Below are 26,591 nucleotides of genomic sequence, written 5' to 3'. Positions count from 1 at the left end.
GCATCAGGGTAGCACGGGCTCGCCCCGGGGAGCGCGGGTGAACCAGGGGCGCTCAGCCCCGCGCGCGCTCCCCCCGCACGGCCTTGCGCGCAAGGTGCCCGGCGAGCAGCCACGGCTCGACGACGTAGCGGTGGCCCAGCCGGCGCGGCTGGGTGACGAGCCGGTAGGCCCACTCCAGGCCCAGGGGCCCGAGCCAGCGGGGCGGGGGCTTCTGGATCCCGGCGTACTCGTCGATCCCGCCGCCCACGGCCGCGTAGATCGCCGGGGGCAGCTCGGCCCAGCGGCGGCTCAGCATCTCCTCCTGCAGCGGCATGCCCAGGCCCACGATGACGAAGTCGGGGGCGAACTCCTGCAGCTCGGCGACCACGCGCTCCTCGAGGGCAGGGTTCCACCCCTCCCCCGCCCAGCCGCGGACCGTCCGCTCCGGGGCCTGGGCCTGGAGCAGGCCGACCGTGCGCGCGTTGCCCTCGGGGGTGGCGCCGACGACGGCGACGCGCCGCACCGGCGTCTCGCTCATCAGACCGGGCAGCCAGTCCAGCGTGCCGAGGCGGTGGCGCTTCGCGGAGAGGTCGCGCCCGGAGCGCCACTTCGCGAGCTTCAGGACCGGGAAGCCGTCGGTGAGCACCACCTCGGCCTGCTCGTAGAAGGCGCGGAAGACCGGGTTGACCTCCCACGTGTAGAGACTGTGCAGGTTGTGGGCGAGGATCGCGGCCTTGCGCCGCTGCCCCCACGTGGCGTCGATCCAGCGCAGCAGCTCGCCGGCGTCCATCGGCGTGACGCGCACCCCGCTGACCGGGATCTCGATCTCGCCGGTGCGGCTGAGCTGCCTCTGGTGCTTGAGCATGTGGTTCCCCCCAGAACGGACGGCGGCGGCTGCCGCCTGCAACGGGCCGGCCGGTGTCCCCCGGCCGGCGGCGGGATCCCCCCGGATCCCGCGTGTGCACGCCGGTGCGCGGCCGCAGCCCGTGCGCCGCGCTCGACGTGCGCCTCCACGGTAGCAATCGCACATCCATGAAAATGCCCCCACATCGGGGATCGGATGTCCCCCGTTGAGCACCTGTTTGCATGAATGTGCGTCAGTAAAGTCAGAACTCACGGGGGAGCCGGAACCACGCCGGGGGGCGTCAGGGAGTGTTCCGGCTCCTCCGTCCAGCACTTCGGGGGGAGTGTCCATCATGCTGAAGAAGAACCTGTCCGTGCGCCCGGCCGCCTGGCGCGAGCGCTACATCGCGGCGATGCGCCGCGCCGACGCGCTCGCCGTGGCCGGCGCGCTCGCGCTCACGCAGCTCGTGCGCTTCGGCTCCGGCCAGGAGCGCCTCGAGCTCGGACCCGTCCCGGTCCCGTACTGGGCCGTGGGCATCGCCCTGGCCGCGGCGTGGTGGGCATTCCTCGAGCTGCGCGGGGCCCGCGACGTCCGGCTGATCGGCTACGGCACCGAGGAGTACCGCCAGGTGGTCTCGACCACCCTCGTGCTCTTCGGCGGGCTCGCCATCGCCTCCTACGCCCTGGGCATCCCCATGGCCCGCGGCTACATCGTCGCCGCCCTGCCCACCGGCCTGGTGCTGCTGCTGGCCGGGCGCAGCCTCGTGCGCCACCGCCTGATCCGGGCCCGCCGCGCCGGCACCGCCATGACCCGCACCCTCGTGGTGGGCCGGGTCCCCGGGGTGGTCGAGATGGTGCGCTCGCTCCAGGAGCACCCGGAGTCGGGCTTCGCGCCGGTGGCGGTCTACGCCCCGTCGTCGTCGTTCGTCCTCCCCGCCTCCCTGGCGGGCGTGGACGTCCCGCCCAACCTCCTGCCGGCCGGGGGCCGGCCGGGCGTGGAGGACATCGTCGCCGCGTGCCGGGAGCACCGGATCGAGACCCTCGTGCTGGCCGCCTCCGCGCCACTGTCCTCGGAGGAGGTGCGCCACCTCTCCTGGTACCTCGCCGACGAGCACGTGCGCCTGGTCCTGGACACCGGGCTCACCGACGTCGCCGGCCCGCGCATCCACACCCAGCACCTGGCCGGGCTGCCCCTGATCCACGTCTCCACCCCGCGGCTCTCGCGCTCGCGGCTGCTGCTCAAGCGGGCGGTCGACGTCGCCGGCGCGGCCACCGCCCTGCTCCTGCTCGCCCCCGTCATGGCGGTGCTGGCGCTGATCGTGAAGCGCCACGACGGCGGGCCGGTGCTCTTCGCCCAGGAGCGCACCGGCCTCGACGGGCGCCCGTTCCGGATGCTGAAGTTCCGCTCCATGTACCCCGACGCCGAGGAGCGCAAGGCCGCCCTCATGGCGCAGAACGACGCCAAGGGCGGGGTGCTGTTCTTCATGGCGGACGACCCCCGCGTCACCGGACCGGGGAAGTGGATGCGCAAGTACTCCCTGGACGAGCTGCCCCAGTTCCTCAACGTGCTCAGGGGCGAGATGTCCCTGGTGGGCCCGCGCCCGCCCCTGCCCAGCGAGGTCGCCCGGTACGAGGCCCACGTCCACCGCCGGCTGCGGGTCAAGCCCGGGATCACCGGGCTGTGGCAGGTCTCCGGGCGCGACGACCTCGACTGGGACCAGGCCGTGCGCCTGGACCTCTACTACGTGGAGAACTGGTCCCCGGTCCAGGACCTGGTCATCCTCGCCCGCACCGTGCGCGCGGTGGTGGCCAAGGAGGGCGCCCACTAGGGCCCCGTCCCCCAGCCGGGGGACGATTTCTGGAGGATCGTCCACCGCGCGCCGGGACCCTCCCCGGCGTACGGACTGGGAGGATGACGTGCGACGACGCCGTTCCGCGGGACGCCGGGCCAGACACTTCCCGATTGTGAACGGTCGGTGACACACAAACACTTTCATCTATTTGCGCCCCTAAACTGGCCACAGACGTGTTGCCGCACGAACCCCCCACCGTCTCCTCCCCCGGGAGACAGGCAACCCCCTGGGCGGGCTCGTGCCTGTTCGGGGAGGGAACCGACCGATGCTCAAGGTGCAGGAGAACGCCACCGCCGCGTACCTACCCGGTGCTGCCCGGCCCGCGGACTCGACCGGGTCCACGCGCGCCGAGGCACCGGGCACCTCCCCCACGACCACCGGCTGGCGGAGGCGCTACGTCACCGGCATGCGCGCGGTCGACGCCCTCGCCGTCGCCCTCGCCCTGATGGGCACCCACCTCATCCGCTTCCAGCTCGAGAACGCCGGCCTGGACCTCGGCCCCCTCTCGGTCCCGTACTGGACCGTCGGCACCGCCCTGGCACTGGTGTGGTGGGGCTTCCTCGAGCTGCGCGGGGCTCGCGACGTCCGGCTGATCGGCTACGGCCTCGAGGAGACCCGCCAGGTCGTCTCCGCGACGCTCGTGCTCTTCGGCGCCCTGGCCATCGTCTCCTTCGCCTTCGCCATCCCGACGGCGCGCAGCTACGTGCTCATCGCCCTCCCCCTGGGCCTGGGCCTGCTCATCGGCGGGCGGTTCGTGCTGCGTGACGCCCTGGCCAAGGAGCGCGCGGCCGGGGAGTCGCTCTCCCGCACGCTGCTCGTCGGCCGCCTGGCCGGGGTGACGGAGCTGCACCAGTCCCTGCGCCGCCACCCGATGGCCGGCTTCGACACCGCCGCCGTCTACGCCCCCACGACCAAGCGGCAGCTCCCGCCCGAGCTGCGCCGGGTCGAGCTGCCCCCGAACGCCCTGCCCGCCGGCGAATCCCCGTCCGTGGACGGCATCGTGGCCACCTGCCGCCGCCACGGCATCGAGACGGTGATCGTCTCCCAGAACGTGCCGCTGTCCACCAAGGAGATCCGCCACCTGTCCTGGCAGCTGGCCGACGCCCGCATCCGCCTGGTCATGGAGACCGGCCTGACGGACATCGCCGGCCCCCGCATCCACATGCAGCAGGTCGCCGGCCTGCCCCTGATCCACGTGGCCACCCCGAAGCTCAGCCGCGGCCGTGCCCTGACCAAGCGGGCGATGGACATCCTGCTCTCCACGGTGGCCCTGCTGGTCCTCTCCCCCGTCCTGCTGGCCCTGGCGGGCATCGTGCGGGCCCACGACAAGGGCCCGGCCCTCTTCGCCCAGGAGCGCGTGGGCCAGGACGGCCGCCGGTTCAGGATGCTGAAGTTCCGCTCCATGCGCACGGACGCCGAGCAGGTGCTGAAGGAGCTCAAGGAGCGCAACGAGGGCGCCGGCCTGCTGTTCAAGATGAAGGACGACCCCCGCGTCACCGGCCCCGGCACCTGGATGCGCCGCTACTCCCTCGACGAGCTGCCCCAGTTCCTCAACGTCCTGAAGGGCGACATGTCCCTGGTCGGTCCCCGCCCGCCCCTCCCCCAGGAGGTCGCACAGTACGAGGACTACGTCCACCGCCGCATGCGCGTGAAGCCCGGCATCACCGGTCTCTGGCAGGTCTCGGGAAGAAGCAACCTGGACTGGGAGCAGTCGGTCCGGCTGGACCTCTACTACGTGGAGAACTGGTCGCCCATCGAGGACATGCTCATTTTGGGGCGCACGCTCAAAGCCGTCGTCGCCAAGGAAGGGGCTTACTAACTGCTGTGGGGCAGGAGGTTGTTGCCACGGGATGCCGATGAGATGAGGAACGGGCTCATCGCCACAGCATGGAAGCTCCTACACCGTCCGTCCGCAGCAATAGAGAGTCCGTTCCTGTCCCACATGAACGCCCCAACAGCCGGTCGCGCATGGTCCGCCGCCACCTCGAAGACGGGATTCCGAAGGCCGATGTGGCCGTCGAGTTCCGGATCAGCTGCCCGGCGGTGGCGACCTGGGTGGCCCGCTACCTCGCCGCCGGTAAGGCGGGATCGACCTACCGCCCCTTAGTCCCAAGGCACGGCGCTCAGCGCACCCTTGCGGAGGTGGTGGAGCTCATCGACTCCCTCCGGCGAGACCGGAAATGGTCGGCCAGGCGAATCCACCGCCACCTGCTGGATCTTTGGCACGAGCTGCACCTGCGCGGGGTCGGTCGTTGGCTGGCCCGGCTGGGCATTCCCCGCCTGCGCGACCTCACTCCGGCCGGGGACGACCTGAGACGCCCGCCCCAGCGGATCCGGACTGCCTGGCCCGGGCACATGGTGCACCTCGATCTGAAGAAGGTCGCGCGCATCCCCGACGGCGGTGTCTGGCGGGCCCACGGCCGCGGCAGTACGGCGGCGAAGGCGGCCACGCGCGGGCCCGGGGCGAAGGTCGGCTACACCTACCTGCACTCGGCCGTGGACGGCTTCTCAAGGCTGGTCTACACCGAGGCCCTGGACGACGAGAAGGCGGTGACCACGATCGATTCTTCTGCCGAGCCCGGGCGTTCTTCGCCGCCCACCGCATCGAGAAGATCCACCTGGTCGTGACCGACAATGGCGCCAACTACAAGGCCCGCGACTTCACCCGGTGCGTGGAAGCCCTCGCGGGCCGGCACCAGCGCATCAAGCCCTATACATCCCGGCACAACGGCAAGGTCGAGCGGTACAACTGGCTACTGGCCGACAAGGTGCTCTACGTTCGTCCCTATCCCAGCGAGCAGGCCCGCCGGCAAGCGATTTGGGTCTGGGTGAACCACTTCAACTACCATCGGCCCCACACCGCCTGTGGTGATCAGCCCCCAGCCTCACACGCCCCCGCCCGCGCCAATAACGTCATGCCCTCTTACAACTAAGCGCAATCCAGAGCGACTATTTACCCACGACATACACCCGCTTGACTACAATTGTCAAAATTCCGGCCAGCAGGCCAACGTACCACACACAAACCCTATCGGGGCCTTCACAGCTGAGTGTGGGTAGCGGTTCTCCGCCAGGGGCGATGACCGCCTGCGGCGAGCAGAGCCCGTAACCGGTAGTTGTCGAAGTTGCGGAAGCCGCGGGCGACGCGACGCATGGTCTCGATGACGCCATTGACCGCTTCCGTGGGCCCGTTCGAGGCCCCTGCGGTATCGAAGTAGGCCAGGATCGCGGCCTTCCACCGGCGTAAGGTCCGTCCGAGCCGGGCGATCTCCGGAATGGGACAGGACGGGAAGGCACCGAGAATCTCGGCGACGAGCCGGCGCCCCTGCTCGGGGCGGGCGTGGTAGACCGCGCGCAGCTTCTGGTAGCAATGCCAGGCAAGGGTGACCTCGTGATGCGGGTCCCCGGCCTCGAGCTTCGTGTTGAGTCGGCGGACCTGCCTCTCGGTCAGGTGCTCGGCGCCGATCTGCAGGGTGCGGCGGATCCCGTACAACGGGTCCCCGGCTCTCCCGCGGTGACCCAGAGTGTCCTGCTGCACGCGGCGGCGGACCTCATCGACGACCTGCCCGCCGAGCTTGACCACATGGAAAGCGTCGAGAACGGTGATCGCCTCCGGGAGCTCGTCGCGGATGGCATTGGCGTAGCCGTGGAACGGATCCAGCGTCGCCGTGCGGATCCCGCTCGTGAACGCCGGTCCCTGCTCGATGAGCCAGTCGCCGTAGGCCGCCCCCGTGCGCCCGGGCACCAGATCCAGCAGTCGTGCCCGGGGCCGGCCGTCCTCGCCGCGGGAGTGGTCCACGATCCCGGTGACCAGCCCAGTGCCGGGTGGGCCCACGTGGCGCCAGAGGTGCTCGTCCACGCCCAGGGCGTTCACCCCGGCCAGCCGGTCCTCGGCGGCCAGCTGGGCCTCGATGACCGGAGTGATGGCGTCCCAGACGGTGTTCCAGGCGACCCCGAGCATCTCGGCCAGGGCCGAGACCGCGATGTCGTGGCAGCGCAGCTGCGTCACCGCCCAAGCAATCGCGCGGGTGGTGAGCTTGGCCCGCGGTGCCGCCAGCTCGTGGACCTCACTGAAGGTCGTCACCTCGCACGCCGTCTCATGGCAGCGGTAGCGGCGTTTGCGCCAGACCACCCGCACGGGCACCCCGGCGCAAGGCAGGTCGTGCAGCAGCACCGCCACCCGGCCATGGCCGACGGCGAGCACCCCGCAAGCCGGACAGCCCACCAGTGACGGCACGGTCTCGACCACCAGGGTGAACGAGGAGCGGTGCCGCTCGATCGTGAGCACGTGGACATCGGGCAGGTCGAAGAGCGCGCACGCCGGCGCGCACATAGCATGGGACACGTCGAGGCCTTCGAGGACGGTTGGATTCAGCACCCCCATCCTGGAGGCCTCGGCCCCTACCCGACCCCCGTGACACACACCCCGCTTGGGCCCTTACCCACACTCATTTGGGAAGGGCCCCCTATCGAATCGCGGCGGCAGTGCCTATGGCTATGGCACCTGCAGGAACGTCTTTCGTGACGACAGCTCCGGCTCCGATGTAGGCGCCATCCCCCACAGTTATTCCACCAATGAGCACAGCGTTTGCTCCGATGGTGACATTATCACCAAGAACTGGCGCCGCGCCGTTCTTTTCCCCAAGTGTGACACCTTGGTGAATTTCACAGTTCCTCCCAATACGGGATTTCCACGACACCACCACCCCTTGTCCGTGGCGGAGGACAAACCCTCCCCCAATGTCCGCCTCAAAGGGCAAAGAAATTCCCATCACGATGTCTACACCGGAGTAGTAGATAATCCGGTAGAATCTCCGCAATGGTTGAGGCAACATCTGTCCTGCACGGAAAAGTCGCATAACCAGGCGCCCCTTGGCGCTACGCTCGTTGGCCTTCAAATCCTTTTTCAACTTTTCAGAAGCTCGCTCCATGGCCACATCATAGCTACAAGTAGCGGCATATGCTTGCCGTGACACAAGCCGCAACTCGCGCCCGAAAACAGTCGGAGCCGGTGCCAGATTTCTATAAGCGATGCAGCCTTGATCACCGTACGACGTATGAATGAAGCGACTTCCATGGCCGGACCACTTCAGACATGGCAGAAGCCAGTGTAGGAGGCCCTGATGGGCCGAGTGAGCGCGTACCGTCCTTCAATTCGGCGAGCGGGCCGTCGCACGGGTACCCGACGGCGGCCGCGATACCCGGGACACAACCCGGGAACTGAACATCAACTACGTGACGCGCGGAACTGGATGACAAAGGCACACCCTGGCCGTGCCGACGGTCCGGCACCGTTGAGCAGTGGTCAGCGACCCCGAGCTGGTTCGGCTACGCCATAAGGTCGCCGAACTCGAGGAGGAGAACGACACCCCGAAAAAGTAGCAGTCTTTCTCGCCAAGGACAGTCGACAAGCCTCCGGGACAAGCTGATGGAGATCGTCGATGCTTAAGAAGACAAACTACGGGGTTCGCTGGCTGTGCAGGGAGTTCGGGGGCAGCAAAGTCCGCATGCTACGGGCATCGCCCCGGAGAGGGTCTCCCATCGGCTGATGATGAGGCCGATGTGCATGAGGCCCATCAGATCCGCGCCGCGTTGGCAGAACACTGACGTGTGTACGGGACCCGCGGGCTCACTTCCAGGCTGCGCCACCACGGGCATGAAAGGGACGGCAAGAGGGTCGCCGTCGTTGATGCGTCTGAGCCGCATCGAAGGTGTCAGCCGGCGCCATCGCGGCAAGGTACGGCAAATGACCGGCCTCAACAGCCACGGCCCCGGATGCGGTCGCGCGGCAGTTCACTATTTCAGCGCTGAACAAGCTCTGGGGCGCTGACATCATGTATCTGCGGAGTTGGGCACGATCCATGTACCTCGCCGTCGCCATGGACGCCTGCTCGCAAAGGGTCATGGGCTCGATAATGGTCAACCACCTACGGACCAAGCTGGTCCGGGACACGGTCGGAGTAACGGTATTAAGTCGCAACCCGCGCCGGGGATAATCCACCACGCGGCCCACGAATCGCAGTACAGATCCTGTGAGTTCGGGGACATTGAGCATCGCAGGCATCTTGGCGTCGACAGGCCGGTCACCTTCGGTGTTTGACAACGCGTTCAACAACGAGATGGCTTAGATGATTTTCACCACCCTGAAGACACAATTCGCCTACCATCGCTGCCAGCCCACCTAGCACAAACTCGAGACGGCCGTCTTCTCTTGCCTCGACGCCGTCTACAGCCCTCGCTGGCGCCTCCCCCCGGCTGGTCAATCCCAGCTCAATCCGACACAAACGACAGCCCATGACACAGAACGAGGCGTCCGCTCCACAGGGTTCACTTCAGAACTCAGGAGAGCATTAGGCGGACATAGTGCCGACACATCGGTAAAGGTCGGCAACCCACGTCTGACACTCCGAACTCAATCCTGAGTCGATCTAGGACGTTACCTGACGGAACGCATAGTACTTGGTAAAAAAGAACAGTATACGCGCAGATGACCAAGGCAGAACACACGCAAGACCTATGTCCCAAGCTTTGCGTGAGAAATAATATGAACATTTCTTCTTCTACGCTTGGGCTTCAATGCCCACGCCTCAATCGAAATAAGCGAAGCAAACAGAATCGCCGCATAACCTAGAGTTGAAAATCCTGCACTCGCCAGAGAATTGCTGAACAATGCCGCCAGCATGCCCAGGACAATAACTCCGTCAGCGGTGCGCCGATTGCGCCACGCACACATAAAAACAATAACGAATATCAACAAAAACATAACAGCCCCAACAATCCCCACCTCAACAGCCAGCTGCAACCAAGCGTTGTGCGCATTGGTTCCTTCCACAGCCTTTAAGAAGAATCCACCGGAATAATTTTCCGCGTACAATGCGCCAAATCCCCAGCCCATAAATGGCTTGGCTGACACCATCGAAAGCGAGAAGGACCAAATATCCGTTCGACCTGTCAAACTACTAAGGGACGTAGCGTCCCCTCGAATAAACCAATCACTGGCCCAGGCGCTGGGCAATATTCCCCCCAATAACGCTAAAATCAAAGTCAAGGACGGCAATACAAGCAGAATGAACCATCTCAAGGGCACCACCAGCATCGACATAATAATTACAGCAAACACAAGTGCAACTAGACCAGATCGACTGACAGTCCCCACGACAGCAAGAAGCCCCACAAATGAAGCAATAAGTCCTATGAATACTTGCGCAGCGCTGGCCCTTGAACGACCTGCGATCCATGCGCCAAAAAGAGATACACTGACCGCCTGCAAAGCAAGAATATTAGGCTGCACTCCCCCACTTAATTGACCAATGCCTGATATTGTGGAAATTCGCTCATTGCCAACCAAGACGGCTAATATCTGAACAAACGAACCAAGCATTAAACCGTGTAACGGAACGCTTTTATGCGTAAATGGATACAAAATAGGGAGCAGAAAGATTACGGAGTAAACTGCAAAAACTCGCCATTGCTCTGTGTCGCGGACATTGGTAACCCCAGAAAGGACGCACCATAGAAAAAACAAGGAAAGTAGAACAATAAGAGTAGGAGGCCGCCGCATACTCCTGTCCTCAAATACGCGAGCCAATACAGCGACTATGGCCAATACAGCGATGGAAACCGTCGTAATTACAGGGTCTCCCAAAACGGACAAAGCGCCACCTTCGCCTTGGACAAGACTCAACGAAAGCAGTGAAAATCCAAAAACACCCACGTTTCGCAGGAACTTACCACTTCGAATTCCGCTAAAGCACCATGCAAGAACGGACGCCAAGTATCCAACTAAAATTATTGACATAAACTTCTTCCGAGTTTAAAGATGACCATAAATACTAAACAGCATTCCGTAATTCGCGACGATACAAAATAAAAACAAGCACACTATGAAAAGCCAAGGCTAGTGTCATTGCGGATAATGCGTAAACCGAAGCAAACTGCCACACAGCCAATGCACAGGCACCAAAAACAATTATGGAAGAGTAAAGTCGAGATACCAAGAGTACCACCGCTAAGCGATGCTTCTTAAGCCAAACGGCAAACTGACTTGTAGTAGCGGTGATAGGGACCTGCAACCCAACAATGGCTAACGTAAATACCGAAATTTGAAAACTGCGATCTGTCAGATAATTCGAAATTATCAAAAACGCCACAAGGCAGCAAAACCAGTAGGACAAACTGATAATTCCAATGCCTATAGAGCGCTTCGATATGAAGCGGTCAACGTGGCCAACGACGTCCGATAAACGGTATGTTCCTAAAGTCCAAGAAGTAACTATTACGGCCAAAGGCCCAAATAGCGTGACAACAAGTCGGTACTCACCGGCCGCAGTCGCACTCAACAACTCCAGAGTAAAAGCGACTGGCAACTGCCAGCCGATCTGGAACACGACTGACTCTGCCGTACTGGAAGTGGCGATGCCCTTTGCCTCCTTCCAGAACTTGACTCTCCTATTATTACCTTGAGACGTGCTCGGCGCGCGGAGGAAGAAGCTGAGGATTAAAGCCACAATTCCCGATGCCCCCCAGATAGCTACAACAGACACTAAACCATTAATAGGTAAAATAAGGGATAAAAGCGTTCCCATGACCCACAATGCGTCAATAAACAGTGCCGCGCTCGGGGCGCCCGAGACGATCGCCCAATTTCTTCGCAAATCAATTAAAAGAAGCCCGGGGAGAAGAACACCAAAAAGCAAAAGAACGTAATTTTGGCCTAAATAGCCGAAGCTTGCGATGATAAAACAAAGCATCAGGGAAAGGCATATGGAAACACGCTGGGCAGCCACGTAAACGTCACGCCGCCGTAAAGCAAGTACGGTGTCTACAATTAATGCACGATGAATTCCCAAGACGGCAAGATACAGTGCAAAGGGAAGGTTAAAATGGCCTAATCCCTCCACCGAAGCAACTGAAAGAACGGCCGTTGTAAGAAGTAAGTTGTTGGCCGAAGATAGACCTTGAGACGCAGTTTGAGCCAGAGATTTCCAAGACGTCCCACTCTTGGCCCAATGCATCAACTTTTGCCCTAAATCATCGCTAAACATTTGATTCGGTGAAGGATTCTCTGTAATTAACTAACCCTTGAACGAAATTGTTCACCATGTTTTCTACTGTATATTTTTTGGATGCAATAACGCATCCTTCCGAAAGTTTTTCGAGCTGGTCTTGATTTGCTAATACATCAACAACACTGCTGGAATAGGTTTCTATGTTGTCTTCACTTATAACGGCATTTACGCCATGCTCGAGGTACTCAAACTCTGGTGCATGCCATGGCCAATCTGTCGTGACTATCGGAGTACCTGCGGCAAAGCTGTCGACCGCTACTAACCCAACCCGACCGGGCATCATTAAGACGTCCGAGGCGCCCATTGCAAGTGCCTTTTGCTTGCCTGCCAGAGGGCCGGCATACACGATAAATTCATTCTCCTCAGCTGCCTTGGCGACAACCCTCTCTTCAATTCCCCGGCCAGCAATGACTAGCTTGAAGTGGGGGATTTGCTCCGCCACCCGTGCTGCCGCCGCAATTAAGAAGTCAATCCTCTTGGACTGATCGAGACCGCCCATGAACAGCCCCAAACGTCCATGCGCACCAATCGTTTTTTTATATACCTCGACATCCCGCGATCTGACATCGGCAATGCTCTTCTGCAAGCTTCGAGTGTCAATTGAGTTGTTGACCACGGTAACCGAGCTCGAGGGAAATCCGTGGCCTGCTACGGCGGCAGCTCCACCTTCCGTATAAGAAAAAAACCAATCGCTTCGATTTGTGAGAAGGGTCTTAAGTCTTTCCTGACACTTTCCTACGCTCTTTGTGTACGTACGCCCATGCCCCCAAAAGGCTAAATGACGGCTAAGGGGGTTAATAAGTAATGCGTATGTTTCCAAATTGCGCACGGCCTGTTCAACTATAACTAATTCGTACCCACCCGCCTTTCGTACTTCACGCAGGGATTTATAGCCAATACTTCTAGTTCCTACACTAAAGTATTTTGTAGGCAGTTCTGTAGCAGACACATCCGCTACTGCGTCGTCACGCGCTGCGACCTCCGGTGGGGCCGCTCCATAATAAATATCAACGAAGAAACCGTTTTCCAGAGACTTTTCTCGTAGAAGAGCGAAAAACTCGCGACGATACTGAGGAAACCAAGGATGAATAATGGCTATGCGCATTTGCTCAGATTCCGTCCTGCATCGGCTTTATTCCTTTACTTTCTAATATCTGCCAATGTTTCTTAAAGTCCTCGGATTCATAACGTGCCCCGACAATACGTGCTGGCGTTCCAGCAACGATTGTATTACTCGGCACATCATTAGTCACGATTGCGCCAGCCGCCACTACACAACTATCTCCCAATCTAACTCCAGAAAGAATAATTGCTCCGTAACCGATCCACACATCAGATCCGATTATCGTGAAATCACTCAATCTATGCGGATCTTCACCGACCCAGGGCGAACGACGGACAGTAACACCGATCGCCCGCATGTCATGGTCACGACGGCCAACGATCCCAACAGTATTGGCAATAAGAGACCCGTCACCTATTTTGCCGTCGACCTCTATAGTTACATTTTTTCCAATGTATACATCATTTCCTATGTCAAGACTGCGGGGTGCCCATATCACCGTTCCGGGTCCGACGTGGAAATTACTTCCGGCAACTACGTTGTTTCTGATGGCTAGTTTTTTCAGGATACGACTTTTAAGGCTTTTCATCACTATTCCAGTTTCGCGCGGCAAAATACAGGAATTTGGCGTTTCCGATTGTATACCGTTTCCAGAGTCGTCTTGGCTCAGTGATAAATCGATAAAGCCATTCAAATCCAGCCTTAGATATCCAAGCCGGCGCCATCTGCTTTGTACCTGCTGTGAAGTCGAAAGCGGCACCGACTGCGGCTGCGGTGATCGGCACGGATCTAGCTAAACGAGCTGTCTCATAATCCTGTTTGGGTGTTCCAAGGCCGACCCATACGATGTTGGCTCCGCTGTCTCTAATTAGTTCATCCTGCTCATCTAGTTCCGCTTGTGAAAGCTTCCTAAATGGTGGACTGTATGTGCCTACAATATGGACACCCTCATACTTTTCCGTGATCGCAGTTGCTAATGATGCAAGCGTATCGGGCGATCCCCCGAGTAGAAAATGACGGAGACCTTTGACTCGGCCTTGATCTAGCACGTTCTCAAAAGTTTCCGGGCCTCGCACCTGATTTGCGTTTATTCCACGAAGGCGCCCGATCCAGCTAAGTGGTTTGCCATCAGGGTAATTGGCTGTAGCAGAATTGAGAATCTGTTTCAGGTTTACGTCTGTTGCTGCCAGTGAAATGGTATAAGCGTTTATAAAATGTACCGCGGAGCTGCTATCGCTTAGAGCGCTCTTTACGACAAAGTTAGTTGCTTCCGACGGCGATGTTGCCTTAACTTCGATTCCAGCGACGTAAAATGACGGGTGATCCACTTTTTATTTCCACCATTCTTCGAGAAGTGCAGGTAATCTGTCTGACGACCATCGTTTGCTAGGTTCAGGCTTTGGTCGCTTTATGCATTTTGAGACAGCTGCCGCTAGAGCTTGAACATCGTCTTTAGTTCCTGACTCAGCTATCACGCCACCATTGCCACATAAAGTAATTGTCGAATCAGCTCCTGTACCTTCAAACGCGACAGCTGGTACGCCGAGAGCTGCAGCTTCGCCGACCACCCATGCCGCGCCTTCGCTCGCTGATGGGTGTATGAGAACACGGCTCTGTGCGATGTGTTTCATCGCATCCCCACGCGACACGCGCCCAAGAAAGTGCACCCGGTGAGACAGGTTGTGTTTTTGTGCGTAATCTTCAAGTTCCTTTCGGAGCGGTCCGTCGCCGACTACTCCGAGGTGGTAATCGCTGAATTCGGGATTCTGCATCATTCGTATGGCAAGGAATGGCCTTTTTCGCTCATTTAGATTTCCCACCATGCAGAGTTGATAGTCAAGTGCATTGGTGGATAATGTGCTCGGCGGATCCACAAAAATATTTGGTTCAAGGTACACACGCTTATTTGTGCGGGCAAGTATGGCCTGAGTGTTTTTGTTGGTAGCGATTACGTCGCTCGCCCCGAAAGCAAAACACTTGCCAGTGAATTGGATTATCCGCCGTGTTATTCCTGTGGGCAGTCCCGGAATTTTGGCGGGTTCACTTGTTATGTTAATTGGGCCCCATAGGGCCCTGACGTCCTTAATGCCGAAAAATACTGGGGGAAGCGATGCTGTGGCGAAAGTGACTTGATGCACAATACGAGGCTGGCGGTCCGCTATAATTTCCTTAAGCAATTTCCGTGCGCAGATGGCCCATCCGATATAGCTTGCCCGAGTTCTTCGATTGCCATACATTCTTAGGAGCGGTCGAGGGACTTTTACAGGCCGGATTTCGACAACGCTACTAATTTTGGACGCCTGCATAGATTCATGGATCGGCCTGGCGTCACGGTCATCAATTATTGCTATGACCTTCTCCTCCTGGCGTGTGGCTACTTCAGCAGCGGCTTGCAGGAACGACCATCCGACGCCGCCTTCGCTACCATGCCCGGGACGGGTGGTGAATGAAATAATGACGATGGTCAAGCTTGCTCCCTAAACGTTTGGGGACGTGCCACGGCATGAGGTCAATCGGGTGCCACTGGTCGCCCGTGACAGTACCAGGGGTGGTGCTGGTGGAAGGGCGTTCGACGCCCAGTGTCTCGCGGCAGTTGCTCGACTGCGGTGATGGGCATGCTGCCTGGATGGTCGACTCGGGACCTGGCTGCCCCCTTACACTTTGCTGCCTTGATATCGAGGACTTATTCGCTCGTATATCTCTCATTTGGGCATGGAGCAATATACTTTTGTCCACTAGTTCTGAGGGGTAGATCACAGTTTGTTGCCCTTGTCGGTGCTCGCCTGCGTTCCTGCTACATGTGGCTGGACGGTTGTTGTTGGTGGCAGATCCCTTGCCCTGAGCCCCGAGGCTCCGGTTACGTGAGGGGGCCCGAATGGTGGGCTAAATTTCCACTGCAACATGCCGCCCAGAACTAAGCGGTTCCCTGATGCATTCACTAGCATTGTCCCGTCCCCCCAACGGCCCACGCCCTGTGCGCCCCGGCCGGCACCTCCCCCCGAAGGACGCATCATGACGCCCACCCCCAAGAAGGCCTTCATCACCGGTATCACCGGTCAGGACGGCTCCTACCTGGCCGAGCTGCTGCTGGCCAAGGGCTACGAGGTGCACGGGCTGATCCGGCGCGCCTCGACCTTCAACACCCACCGGATCGACCACCTCTACACCGATCCGCACGACCCCGAGGCGAAGCTGTTCCTGCACTACGGGGACCTCTCCGACGGGTCCCGGCTGGTCACGCTGCTGGACACGATCCGCCCGGACGAGGTCTACAACCTCGCCGCGCAGTCGCACGTGAAGGTCTCCTTCGAGGAGCCCGAGCACACCGGGGACACCACCGGGCTGGGCACCGTGCGCCTGCTCGAGGCGATGCGCATGGCCAACGTCGACGCCCGCTACTACCAGGCCTCGACCTCCGAGCTGTACGGGGCGACCCCGCCGCCGCAGAACGAGACCACCCCGTTCTACCCCCGCTCCCCCTACGGCGCGGCGAAGATCTACTCCTACTGGATCACCAAGAACTACCGCGAGGCCTACGGGATGTTCGCCGTCAACGGCATCCTGTTCAACCACGAGTCCCCCCGCCGCGGCGAGACCTTCGTGACCCGCAAGATCACCCGTGCCGTGGCCGCGATCAAGGCCGGCACGCAGGAGAAGCTCTACATGGGCAACCTGCAGGCCATCCGCGACTGGGGCTACGCCGCCGAGTACGTCGAGGGCATGTGGCGGATGCTGCAGGCCGACGAGCCCGAGGACTTCGTCCTGGCCACCGGCACCCCTTGCACCGTGCGCGAGTTCCTGGAGCTCTCCTTCGACCACGCCGGGCTGGACTGGCGCGAGCACGTGGAGTTCGACGAGCGCTACCTGCGCCCCACCGAGGTCGACGCCCTGATCGGCGACCCCGCCAAGGCCAAGGACAAGCTCGGTTGGGAGGCCACCATCAAGGCCCCCGAGCTGGCCCGCCTCATGGTGGACGCGGACATCGCCATGCTCGAGAACACCGACGGCTGGGTGGACACCGTCCAGCTCGCCTCCTGGACCAAGTGAGCGGAGCACCCCGCACGATGACGACGACGACGGACACCACCGCCCCCTCGACCACCGACTTCACCCCCGGCCCGCTGGACCGGACCGCCCCGTTCTACGTGGCCGGCCACCGCGGGCTCGTGGGCTCGGCCATCTGGCGGAAGCTGGAGGCCGAGGGCTTCACGAACCTCATCGGCCGCAGCTCCACCGAGCTGGACCTCAAGGACCGCGAGGCGGTCTTCGCGTTCTTCGCCGAGGCCAAGCCGCGCTACGTGGTGCTGGCCGCGGCGAAGGTCGGCGGGATCCTGGCCAACAACACCTACCCGGTCGACTTCCTCTCGGAGAACCTGCGGATCCAGGTCAACGTCCTGGACGCGGCCCTGGAGCACGGGGTCGAGCGGGTGCTGTTCCTGGGCTCCTCCTGCATCTACCCGAAGCTGGCGCCCCAGCCGCTGAAGGAGGAGTACCTCCTCACCGGCCACCTGGAGCCGACCAACGATGCCTACGCGATCGCCAAGATCGCCGGGATCCTCCAGATCCAGGCCGTGCGCCGCCAGTACGGGCTGCCCTGGATCTCGGCGATGCCCACCAACCTCTACGGCCCGGGTGACAACTTCTCCCCCACCGGCTCCCACGTGCTCCCGGCCATGATCCGCCGCTACGAGGAAGCCCGGCTCAACGGGGACGCGTCGGTGACCAACTGGGGCACCGGCTCCCCGCTGCGGGAGTTCCTCCACGTCGACGACATGGCCGACGCCTGCCTGCACCTGCTCGAGCACTACGACGGCGCGGAGCACGTCAACGTCGGCACCGGTACGGACGTGTCCATCAAGGAGCTCGCGTCCATCGTCGCCGAGGCCGTGGGCTATAAGGGCACCATCGAGTGGGACACCACCAAGCCCGACGGCACCCCGCGCAAGCTCATGGACGTCACCAAGCTCGCCGACGCCGGCTGGAGGGCCCGCATCGGCCTCGAGGAAGGCATCCGCGACACCGTCGCGTGGTACCGCGAGCACCAGGACGAGATCCGCGGGTGAGCCCCGCGCCGCAGCACCCGCCGGCGGCCGCGCAGGCCGCTCCCAACGAGACCGCACCGACACCGAGGAGAACCATGGAGCACATCGACGTGGAGCGGGAGGCCCCCGCGCTCGACGCGAGGGACCTGCTCCGGCTGGTGCGGAACCACTGGCGCGGCATCACGCTCATCACGCTGCTGTGCACCCTGCTCGCTCTGGGCTGGACCCTGCTGCAGCCGAAGGTCTACTCGGCGACCGCCTCCGGGCTCGTCGTCACCGTGGGCGAGCAGGACCTGGCCAGCGCGCTGGCGGGCGAGAACCTCGCCCAGTCCAAGGCCGTCTCCTACGAGTCGCTGGCGACCTCCCGGCCCGTGGCCGAGGGCGTCATCGACGAGCTGGACCTCGACACCACGCCCGAGCAGCTGCTCGAGCGGGTCTCCACGGACGTGCCCGTGGACACCACCGAGATCCGGGTGACCACCGAGGCCCTGGACCCGACCGAGTCGGCGGACCTCGCCAACGCGTGGGTCGTGGCCCTGGCTGAGCAGGTCCAGGAGCTGGAGACCGGGGGCGACGACGAGGACGCGATCAACCGCGTGGCCGTCCAGCCGCTGAGCAACGCCTCGCTGCCCCTGTCCCCCTCCTCCCCCAACACGAAGCTCAACCTCGCGCTCGGGCTCGTGGGCGGGCTCGGCCTCGGGCTGCTCTACGCCTTCGCCCGCTGGAAGATGGACCGCCGCATCCGTTCCGTCGAGGAGGTCCGCGAGACCTTCGGCACCCCGGTGCTGGGCATCATCCCCGAGGACGACCGGCTCGCCGACCACCGCGAGATCATCGAGACCGGCGCCTCCGGCGGCCGCGGCCATCACGCGTTCTCCGAGGCGCTGCGCGAGCTGCGCACCAACCTCAGCTTCGTGTCGGTGGACGCGCCGCCGCGCGTCGTCGTCGTCACCTCGTCGATGCCCGGTGAGGGCAAGTCCTCGATCTCCGCGAACCTCGCGGTGGCGATCGCCTCGACCGGCCGGGACGTCGTGGTCGTGGACGGCGACCTCCGCCGCCCCGTGATGACCGAGCTGTTCGGGCTGGTCCCCGGCGTGGGCATCACCGACGTGCTCGTGGGTGAGGCCGAGGTCGACGACGTCCTGCAGGTCTACGACAAGTTCCCGAACCTGCAGGTGCTCGGCGCCGGGCGCACCCCGCCCAACCCCACCGAGCTGCTCGCCTCCCAGGCGATGCGCACCATGCTCGCCGAGCTCGCCGAGGACGCCTTCGTGCTCGTCGACGCTCCCCCGCTGCTGCCCGTCACCGACGCCGCCCTGCTCACCGCCTCCGCCGACGGCGCCCTCGTGGTCGCCACGGCCCAGGGCACCACGGTGGACGAGCTCGGCAAGGCGCTGGGCAACATCGAGCAGGTGCGCGGGCGCGTGCTGGGCGTGGTGCTCAACCACGTGCCGACCACCGGGGCCGACGCCGGCTTCTACGGGTACTACGGCAAGAGCTACTACGCCTCCGACGACTCCGGGGAGGACGCCGCCGAGGCGCCCCTGCGCCCGGCGAAGGAGGTCCCGGCCGCCGGTCCCGCTGCTCCTGGGTCCAGCGCGCCGGACACCGGCTCCACCGCCGCCCTGGAGACCGAGTCCCCCGCCGACGCCGCGGTCTCCGACCTGCCGGCCGACGAGCCCGAGGCCGAGCGCTTCGACCTCGCCGCGTGGCAGCGCCCGGGCAAGGGCACGCACCGGGCCTGACCGCTTCCGCACCGCACAGCCAGGGGCGCCCTCCACTCCGGAGGGCGCCCCTGCTGCTGTGCCTGCTCTGCCTCTGGACATCGAGCGCACGCCGCGGTCGTGTTCGCTCTCAGGACATCTGCCGCCCCGGCGTCACGGGGACAGTCGCACGCTCGTCAGGGAGTGTCCGAAGCCCACGACGTCCTCGTGGCCGTCGCCGTTCACGTCCCCGAGCAGGCGGGGGTAGCGCTCCGGGGTCCAGCCGGCGTCCCAGCCGAACTCACCGTTGTACTGCCCCGGGCTCTGGAGGCTCTCCTCCCCGCCGAAGGCCGCCCACGTGCCGGCGTTCGCGAAGCCGACCACGTCCTGGATCCCGTCCCCGGTCACGTCCGCCAGGTGGCGCGGGTGCCGGTCGACCCGCCAGCCCTGGGCCACCCCGAAGTCGGCCGCCTCCAGGCGCGAGGGGTAGAAGTTGATGTTGCGCGGCAGCGTGGGGATGGAGGGGGCCACCATCACGCCGCGGTCGCCGAAGCCGACGACGTCGGCCCGCCCGTCGCCGCTGACGTCCCCCACCGTGCGCGGGTGCCGGTCGACCCGCCAGCCCTGGGCGACCCCGAAGTCGCGGACCTCCAGTGCGGGTGCGGTGAACGTTCCGTCGGCCCGCCCGTAGGACATCCACACGCCGCCGGCACCAAAGCCGACCACATCGGCGGCGCCGTCGTCGTTGACGTCGGTCACCTCCCGCGGGTGCTGGTCGGTCCGCCAGCCCTGGGCGGTGCCGAAGTCGCGGATCGCGAGCACCGCCGGGGTGAACGAGTTGTTCGCCCGGCCGTAGGCCACCCGCACGCCTCCGTAGCCGAAGCCGACGACGTCCTCGATGCCGTCGCCGTTGACGTCGGCCACGTGCCGGGGCGTGCGCTCGGCCGTCCAGCCCTGGACCCAGCCGAAGTCGTCGACCACCTGCGCGGCCGGGGTGAAGGAGCCGTCGGCGCGGGCGTAGGAGACCTGCACGCCCTTGGTGCCGAAGCCGATGAGGTCGTCGCGGCCGTCCCCGTTGACGTCCCCGGTGGTCCGCTGGCTCTCCGACCATCCCTGGCCGGTGCCGTAGTCGCGGATCGCGAGCACCGGCGGGGCGAGCGTGCCGTCGGCCCGGCCGTGGGCGACGAACGTGCCGGGGTCGCCGAAGCCGACGACGTCCGCCCGTCCGTCCCCGTCGACGTCGGCCAGCTCCCGCACGTGCTGGTCGACCCGCCACCCCTGCCCGTACGTGAAGTACGGTTGGGCGGCCGCGTGTGCGGGGGTCGCCGCCCCCAGGCCTGCCACCGCGAGCGCGGCTGCAACCGCCCCCGTGATGAGCTTCGACTGCGGTGAACACTGCATGACCGACCCCCGTGCCGTGGTGAATCCCCTGGTCACACGGCATTGTGTTCCCTGATTCGCGGCACAGTGCGGATGCGACCGAACATGACCTGCCGAACCCGGTGCCACATCGCAAGACGTGCGGCTGGTGTGCGTGCTCCCGGCGCAGGCCCCGGCCGCCTGCTGCGGCACACCGACGAGGGCACCCTCCACCGGGAAAGGTGCCCTCGTCGGTGTGCCAGAAGTCGTGCGGGTCGCGACCCGGACGGCGTCGCTCAGTTCCCGTAGAAGACGTGGGCGAAGTTCCAGCCGTTGCCGATCTTCTTCCCCTGGCCGTTGTTGGCCCAGCGGGGGGTGCCGTTGTGGCGGCCTTCGTGGCGGTACCACCACATGTCCCCGTTGTGCCCGACCGCGTAGATGATGCCGCCGCCGCCGCCGAAGACGTGGGCGAAGTCCCAGCCGCTGCCGACCTTCTTGCCCTGGCCGTTGTTCGCCCACCGGGGCGTGCCGTTGCCGCGGCCCTCGTGCCGGTACCACCACAGGTCCCCGTTGTGGCCGACCGCGTAGATGACGCCGCCGCCGCCGTAGAAGACGTGGGCGAAGTTCCACCCGCTGCCGACCTTCTTGCCCCGGCCGTTGTTCGCCCACCGGGGCGTGCCGTTGCCGCGGCCCTCGTGCCGGTACCACCACAGATCGCCGTTGTGCCCGACCGCGTAGATGATCCCGTCGCCGCCGTAGAACACGTGGGCGAAGTCCCAGCCGCTGCCGACCTTCTTGCCCTGGCCGTTGTTCGCCCACCGGGGCGTGCCGTTGCCGCGGCCCTCGTGCCGGTACCACCACAGATCGCCGTTGTGCCCGACCGCGTAGATGATCCCGTCGCCGCCGTAGAACACGTGGGCGAAGTCCCAGCCGCTGCCGACCTTCTTGCCCTGGCCGTTGTTCGCCCACCGGGGCGTGCCGTTGCCGCGGCCCTCGTGCCGGTACCACCACAGATCGCCGTTGTGCCCGACCGCGTAGATGATCCCGTCGCCGCCGTAGAACACGTGGGCGAAGTCCCAGCCGCTGCCGACCTTCTTGCCCTGGCCGTTGTTCGCCCACCGGGGCGTGCCGTTGCCGCGGCCCTCGTGCCGGTACCACCACAGGTCCCCGTTGTGGCCGACCGCGTAGATGACGCCGCCGCCGCCGTAGAAGACGTGGGCGAAGTTCCACCCGCTGCCGACCTTCTTGCCCTGGCCGTTGTTGGCCCACCGGGGTGTGCCGTCGAAGATCCCCTGGTGGCGGTACCACCAGAGGTCGCCGTTGTGCCCGACCGCGTAGACGACTCCTTCGGCGCCCTGGAAGACGTGGGCGAAGTCCCACCCGTTGCCGACCTTCTTGCCGCGGCCGTTGTTGGCCCACCGGGGCGTGCCGTTGCCGCGGCCCTCGTGGCGGTACCACAGCAGGTCCCAGTCGTACTCGATCGCGTAGATGACGCCGTTGGCGTTCGGGGCGGCCGTCGCCGCCGACGGGATCCCCCCGACCGCGACGACGGAGGCCACCGCGGTGCCGGTCGTCAGCAGACCGCGGCGGGACATCACGAGCGAGCCGTTCCTCGACGCCGGCTCCTCCAGGTGGTTGTGCTTGCTCATCACGGACCCCTCGAAATCCTAGAAACCGTCCGGCGGCCGTCCAGTCGGGCCGATCCGGTGGCCGAGCGGGGTCGTGGTGCTCCGGGAGTACGGGACGACCCCGAGGCCACGCTCACTGTCACCCCGTCTGCGTTACCCCGGCATGACTACTCGGGCGAAGCGACGAGCGGCCGGCCGTCGTCTCGTACCGGGCAGTTCTTCTTCCGCAACCCGGCTGGATCGCACCATGGTTCTACGGAGCCCCGGGGAGGCATCATGTGGACTGTTCGCGGCATGACGGCCATCGGCCTGTTCCTGTTCGGCACGACCTTCTGGTGGATGACGTCCATGATGGCCGGGCGCACCCCTCCCCCGACCGGGCGGCTGTGGACCGTGACCAACGTCCTGGCGTACCTGGCGATCGCGGGGTTCTCGGTCACCGCGTGGGCGGTGTACAGGCAGCACGCCTGGTGGGACACGGCCGCAGTGGTGTCGGGAGTGGTCGGGATCCTCGCCGTCGTCCCGTTCGCGCTCGCCCAGCGCCGCCTCGAGGTCGGGCTGGGCGACATGGGCGTGCAGATCAACCTCTGGCTGCACCTGCTCGGCAGCGCCGCGGTGCTCGCGGCCGCGCTCGTGCCGGCCGTCCACGCGTGGGTCGCGGACCACCTCGATGCGCCCGGCTGAGACGCGGTCGCCCGCCGAACGGCCGACGACGACGGACCCGCGCACACTCCCGGCGCTGTGCTGGGCGATCGCCGTGCTCGCGACGGTGGCGGCCCTGGCCGGGCTGCTCTGGCCGGCCGGACCGGGACCCTTCCCCGTGGAGACGGTCCGCGGGGAGCGCGTCGAGCTGGCCGGGACGGGGCTGTACTTCTACGACACGCTCTTCACCGCCGCGGGCAGCCGCGGCACGGACCTGGTGACCCTCGTCCTCGGCGTGCCGCTGCTGGTGCTGTGCACCCTGCGCTTCCGGCGGGGCGCGCCGTGGGCGGGTCCGCTGCTGCTGGGCACCCTGGGGTTCTTCCTCTACGTCCACGGCGGGTACGCCCTGGGCGCGGTGGCCTACCACCGGCTGTTCCTGCTCTCCGTGGTCCTGTTCTCGGCCACCTTGTACACGTTCGTGCTGCTCTTCGCCGCGCTGGTCCGCCGGGGCCCCGAGCGGCTCTTCCCGCCGGGGACCCCGCGCCGCGGGCCGGTCGTGCTGCTGGCCGCGAGCGCGGTGGTGCTGGTCGTGGTGTGGGGCGCTCCGCTGCTCGCCGCGGCGGTCACGGGCGCGGCGCCCGGGCGGCTGGGGCCCTACACGGTGCCGTTCACCCACGCGCTGGACCTGGCGGTGCTCGTCCCGGCCACGGTGTGGGGTGCGGTGCTCATCGCCCGCGGCCGGCCGCTGGGGTACGTGATCGCCTGCGCCGTGCTGGTGCTCGAGGTGTTCCTGGCCCCGCTGATCGCGGTGCAGACGGTGCTGCAGCTGCGGGCCGGGGTGGTCTTCACGGTCCCGGAGATCGTGGGACCCGTGGCGGGGTTCCTGGTCCTGGCCGTCGCGGCGGCGGCGGTGCTGTGGGGCCTTCTGCGCCCGCTCGGCCGGTCCACCGTCCCGGCCTCCGGGTTCCCTCCAGCATCCGGGGGCCGTTCCGGGACGGACCGTCCCCGCAGGGGCGAACCGTGACGGCCCGGCCGGCGGCGACGTGGGCCGCCGCGCACCCGCTGACTGCGTTCACCGTGCTGGCACTGGGCATCACCTGGATTGCCTGGGCACCGACGGTCCTGGCCTCCTACAGGCTGCTGCCGGCGGGCCCGGCCCCGCTCGTCCCGGTGCTGTTCGTGGTGGGCGGGACGGGGCCGCTGCTGGCGGCGTGGCTCGTGCTGCGGGCCCAGCACGGTCCGGCGGCCGGGCGCCGGCTGTTCGCCCCGCTCACCCGCTGGCGGGTCCGCCCCGGCTGGTACGTCCTGGCCCTGGCCGGGCCGGTTCTGCTCGCCCTGGGCGCGCTCGCCGTCCTGGGCCGGCTCGACCGGGTGGCGGATCTCGGGGCCTCCTGGGCGTGGTCCGCGGTGCTCCTCGTCCGGCTCGTCGCCGCGGTGCCCGAGGAGGCCGCCTGGCGCGGCTTCGCCCTGCCGCGGTGGCAGGAGCGCTGGAACGGGACGGCCGCCGCACTCGTCCTCGGGGTGGTGTGGGCCGCATGGCACCTGCCGCTGCTGCTGGACCGCAGCAACCCCATGTCGGCCTACCCCCTGCCGCTCTATGTCCTGTCGGTGCTGGCGACCAGCGTGGTCTGGGCCTGGGTGTTCAACAGCACCGGCCGCAGCGTCCTGGTCCTCGTGCTCCTGCACGGCACCGGCAACGCGGTCGGGGACGTGCTGTTCGCCGGCGACACCGCCCTGTGGCGGGGGTTCCAGGCGGTGGAGGCGGTGGTGATGACAGTGCTCGCGCTCGTCGTGGCGCTGATGACCGGCCCGGACCTGGCCTCCCCTCGCCCGCGGCGGCGGGCCACCGAGGAGATGAGGCAGCCGTGAGCACCGTCCACGACCGCGCCGCCCGCACCGGCCCGGCCCGTGCGCAGCGGGCGCGGCAGCGTTCCGTCGTCGTCGTGGTCCTCGTGGCCGCGGCCGGGCTGGTCACCGGGGTGGTGCTGCCCCGGGGGCCGGTGACCACGGCGCAGTCCGTGACGGTGCTCGTGGTCTGCGCCGCCCTGGGTCTGCTGGTGGGGCTGCGCACGGCGTCGCGGTGGGTGGTGCTGCTCGCCCCGCTGGTCTTCGCGGCGGCGTTCGAGCTGGTCCGGGTGCCGGCGAGCGGGCCGACCGTGGACGGGATCCACCTGGGAAGCGTCTACTCGGTCATCGCCCTGCTGGCGGGCCGGGGCTTCGACGCGGTGGTGATGTACGTGCCGCTGGCGGTGGGCGTGGTGTGGGGCCGGCTCCTCGCGCGGCGCGCCGCCGGGGACGGTCTTCGGGCCGGGCGCTCGGCCGGCGGGTGGCTGCGGTTCGCCGCTGCCGTGGTCGCGGCGGCCCTGGTGCTGGTCCTGACAGCCGGGCTGCTGCGGCCGGCCACCACGGCCCCGATTCCCGGCCCCGACGGCGAGCCGCTGCCGGGCAGCGTGGCCGAGCTGACCACGGTGGAGGTCGGCGGGCACGAGCAGGCGCTCATGCTGCGCGGGGCCGACGCCGACAACCCGGTGCTGCTCTACCTGGAAGGCGGGCCCGGCGGCACGGGCATCGGCCGGATGAGGGTGGCCGGGGAGGCCCTCGAGGAGGACTTCACGGTGGCGGTGTGGGACCAGCGCGGCACCGGAAAGTCGATCTCCGCGCTGGAGCCCACCGCCACACTGACGGTCGAGCAGATGGTGACGGACACCCTGGCGGTCACCGACCACCTGCGCGAACGCTTCGGGCAGGAGCGGATCTACCTCGTGGGCAGCTCCTGGGGCTCGACCCTCGGGGTGCTGGCGGTGCAGCGGGCGCCGGAGAAGTACCACGCGTACGTCGGCGCCGGGCAGATGGTGGACCAGCAGGAGACCGACCGGCGGATGTACGCCGAGTCCCTGGCCTGGGCGGAGCGGACCGGGGCCGAGAACCTCGCCGCACGGCTGCGCGCCAACGGTCCCCCGCCCTACGAGGACATGCTCGCCTACCCCGACGCGCTCTCGGCCAACCCGGAGTACCGGGACTTCCCGCACGGGGAGGACTACGACCCCGCCAGCGAGTACCCCGCGTCCCTGTTCGTGCCGGAGTACACGCTCACCGAGCAGGTCCGCGGCATGGGCGGGATCCTCGACACGTTCGCGGTGCTCTACCCGCAGCTGCAGGAGACGGACTTCCGCCGCGACGTCCCCGCACTGGAGGTGCCGGTGTTCGTGGTGGAGGGCGCCCACGAGTCCCCCGGCCGGGCCGACCTCGCCCGCGAGTGGTTCGAGCGGCTCGAGGCGCCGCAGAAGGAGCTCGTGGTCTTCGACCGCTCCGGGCACACCCCGCACTTCGACGAGCCCGGCCGCTTCCACGAATTCCTGGTGGACACCGTCCTGCCCCGCACGTAAGGTCCATTGCCCACATATAGTCGCT

20 protein-coding genes and 1 pseudogene are annotated in these 26,591 nt (G+C 65.2%); 10 read left to right on the top strand and 11 right to left on the bottom strand.

The window, feature by feature from the left end; translation table 11 throughout:
• Positions 1-52 precede the first annotated feature (52 nt).
• On the bottom strand, positions 53-844 hold the full coding sequence (locus AS188_RS07640; protein ID WP_058858355.1) for a WecB/TagA/CpsF family glycosyltransferase: 792 nt from the start codon (positions 842-844) through the stop codon (positions 53-55).
• A gap of 331 nt (positions 845-1,175) precedes the next feature.
• Here AS188_RS07640 and AS188_RS07635 point away from each other — a divergent pair, with 331 nt between their 5' ends.
• The 3 genes and pseudogenes from AS188_RS07635 to AS188_RS07625 all read left to right on the top strand — a co-directional run bounded on the left by AS188_RS07635 (position 1,176) and on the right by AS188_RS07625 (position 5,608).
• Complete coding sequence (locus tag AS188_RS07635) at positions 1,176-2,651, top strand: sugar transferase (protein ID WP_058858354.1); 1,476 nt, start codon at positions 1,176-1,178, stop codon at positions 2,649-2,651.
• 289 nt (positions 2,652-2,940) lie between these two features.
• Positions 2,941-4,494 (top strand): sugar transferase, encoded by a 1,554-nt coding sequence (locus AS188_RS07630; protein ID WP_236945079.1) that lies wholly within the window; start codon positions 2,941-2,943, stop codon positions 4,492-4,494.
• A 149-nt stretch (positions 4,495-4,643) separates the two neighbouring features.
• A pseudogene (locus tag AS188_RS07625) lies at positions 4,644-5,608 on the top strand (IS481 family transposase).
• Positions 5,609-5,715: 107 nt separating this feature from the next.
• On the opposite strand, the gene AS188_RS07620 reads toward AS188_RS07625, so the two are convergent.
• The 8 genes from AS188_RS07620 to AS188_RS16445 form a co-directional block, all read right to left on the bottom strand.
• Positions 5,716-7,053 (bottom strand): ISL3 family transposase, encoded by a 1,338-nt coding sequence (locus AS188_RS07620; RefSeq protein WP_211268320.1) that lies wholly within the window; start codon positions 7,051-7,053, stop codon positions 5,716-5,718.
• An 88-nt stretch (positions 7,054-7,141) separates the two neighbouring features.
• Positions 7,142-7,606 (bottom strand): serine acetyltransferase, encoded by a 465-nt coding sequence (locus tag AS188_RS16465; RefSeq protein WP_083529326.1) that lies wholly within the window; start codon positions 7,604-7,606, stop codon positions 7,142-7,144.
• Between the two features lie 1,583 nt (positions 7,607-9,189).
• Entirely contained in the window at positions 9,190-10,389 is a 1,200-nt protein-coding gene (locus tag AS188_RS16460) for an O-antigen ligase family protein (RefSeq protein WP_169797991.1), read from the bottom strand.
• A gap of 118 nt (positions 10,390-10,507) precedes the next feature.
• The gene (locus tag AS188_RS16865) at positions 10,508-11,719 is read right to left on the bottom strand and encodes an MATE family efflux transporter (protein WP_147050452.1); all 1,212 of its coding nucleotides are present in this window, start codon (positions 11,717-11,719) and stop codon (positions 10,508-10,510) included.
• Positions 11,712-12,848: a glycosyltransferase family 4 protein gene (locus AS188_RS16455; protein WP_083529324.1), complete on the bottom strand. Its 1,137-nt coding sequence runs from the start codon at positions 12,846-12,848 to the stop codon at positions 11,712-11,714. Before AS188_RS16455 ends, AS188_RS16865 begins: the two co-directional genes overlap by 8 nt.
• A 4-nt stretch (positions 12,849-12,852) precedes the next feature.
• Positions 12,853-13,395, bottom strand: a complete 543-nt coding sequence (locus AS188_RS17725) for an acyltransferase (RefSeq protein ID WP_147050450.1) — start codon at positions 13,393-13,395, stop codon at positions 12,853-12,855.
• Positions 13,382-14,134 carry a WecB/TagA/CpsF family glycosyltransferase gene (locus tag AS188_RS16450; protein ID WP_083529323.1) on the bottom strand — a complete coding sequence of 251 codons (753 nt, stop codon included), beginning with the start codon at positions 14,132-14,134 and terminating at the stop codon, positions 13,382-13,384. Before AS188_RS16450 ends, AS188_RS17725 begins: the two co-directional genes overlap by 14 nt.
• 3 nt (positions 14,135-14,137) lie before the next feature.
• Positions 14,138-15,274 carry a glycosyltransferase gene (locus AS188_RS16445; RefSeq protein ID WP_147050448.1) on the bottom strand — a complete coding sequence of 379 codons (1,137 nt, stop codon included), beginning with the start codon at positions 15,272-15,274 and terminating at the stop codon, positions 14,138-14,140.
• 544 nt (positions 15,275-15,818) lie between these two features.
• On the opposite strand from AS188_RS16445, the gene gmd reads away from it, so the two are divergent.
• From gmd to AS188_RS07600, 3 genes are all read left to right on the top strand, one after another.
• Complete coding sequence (gmd, locus tag AS188_RS07610; protein WP_058858352.1) at positions 15,819-16,853, top strand: GDP-mannose 4,6-dehydratase; 1,035 nt, start codon at positions 15,819-15,821, stop codon at positions 16,851-16,853.
• A 17-nt stretch (positions 16,854-16,870) separates the two neighbouring features.
• Complete coding sequence (locus tag AS188_RS07605) at positions 16,871-17,869, top strand: GDP-L-fucose synthase family protein (protein ID WP_058858351.1); 999 nt, start codon at positions 16,871-16,873, stop codon at positions 17,867-17,869.
• A 74-nt stretch (positions 17,870-17,943) separates the two neighbouring features.
• Complete coding sequence (locus AS188_RS07600) at positions 17,944-19,593, top strand: tyrosine-protein kinase domain-containing protein (RefSeq protein WP_083529321.1); 1,650 nt, start codon at positions 17,944-17,946, stop codon at positions 19,591-19,593.
• Positions 19,594-19,725: 132 nt separating this feature from the next.
• On the opposite strand, the gene AS188_RS07595 is transcribed toward AS188_RS07600, so the two are convergent.
• Positions 19,726-20,952 carry an FG-GAP repeat domain-containing protein gene (locus AS188_RS07595; protein WP_058858350.1) on the bottom strand — a complete coding sequence of 409 codons (1,227 nt, stop codon included), beginning with the start codon at positions 20,950-20,952 and terminating at the stop codon, positions 19,726-19,728.
• A gap of 254 nt (positions 20,953-21,206) precedes the next feature.
• Complete coding sequence (locus AS188_RS07590; RefSeq protein WP_058858349.1) at positions 21,207-22,559, bottom strand: tachylectin-related carbohydrate-binding protein; 1,353 nt, start codon at positions 22,557-22,559, stop codon at positions 21,207-21,209.
• A gap of 273 nt (positions 22,560-22,832) precedes the next feature.
• Between AS188_RS07590 and AS188_RS07585 the strand changes: the two genes are divergently transcribed.
• Genes AS188_RS07585 through AS188_RS07570 form a run of 4 tightly spaced genes read left to right on the top strand, consistent with a single transcriptional unit; the run spans position 22,833 to position 26,566 of the window.
• Entirely contained in the window at positions 22,833-23,222 is a 390-nt protein-coding gene (locus AS188_RS07585; protein ID WP_058858348.1) for a hypothetical protein, read from the top strand.
• Complete coding sequence (locus tag AS188_RS07580; RefSeq protein ID WP_058858347.1) at positions 23,209-24,204, top strand: hypothetical protein; 996 nt, start codon at positions 23,209-23,211, stop codon at positions 24,202-24,204. The genes AS188_RS07585 and AS188_RS07580 overlap by 14 nt, the downstream gene beginning before the upstream one ends.
• Complete coding sequence (locus AS188_RS07575) at positions 24,201-25,049, top strand: CPBP family intramembrane glutamic endopeptidase (RefSeq protein ID WP_058858346.1); 849 nt, start codon at positions 24,201-24,203, stop codon at positions 25,047-25,049. The genes AS188_RS07580 and AS188_RS07575 overlap by 4 nt, the downstream gene beginning before the upstream one ends.
• Positions 25,046-26,566 (top strand): alpha/beta fold hydrolase, encoded by a 1,521-nt coding sequence (locus tag AS188_RS07570; protein WP_083529320.1) that lies wholly within the window; start codon positions 25,046-25,048, stop codon positions 26,564-26,566. The genes AS188_RS07575 and AS188_RS07570 overlap by 4 nt, the downstream gene beginning before the upstream one ends.
• The last annotated feature ends 25 nt before the right edge of the window (positions 26,567-26,591 follow it).

This window comes from Kocuria flava (assembly GCF_001482365.1).
Taxonomy (GTDB): domain Bacteria; phylum Actinomycetota; class Actinomycetes; order Actinomycetales; family Micrococcaceae; genus Kocuria; species Kocuria flava.
Note: the sequence above shows the minus strand (reverse complement) of the source record. Positions and strands in the feature narration are given on the sequence as shown.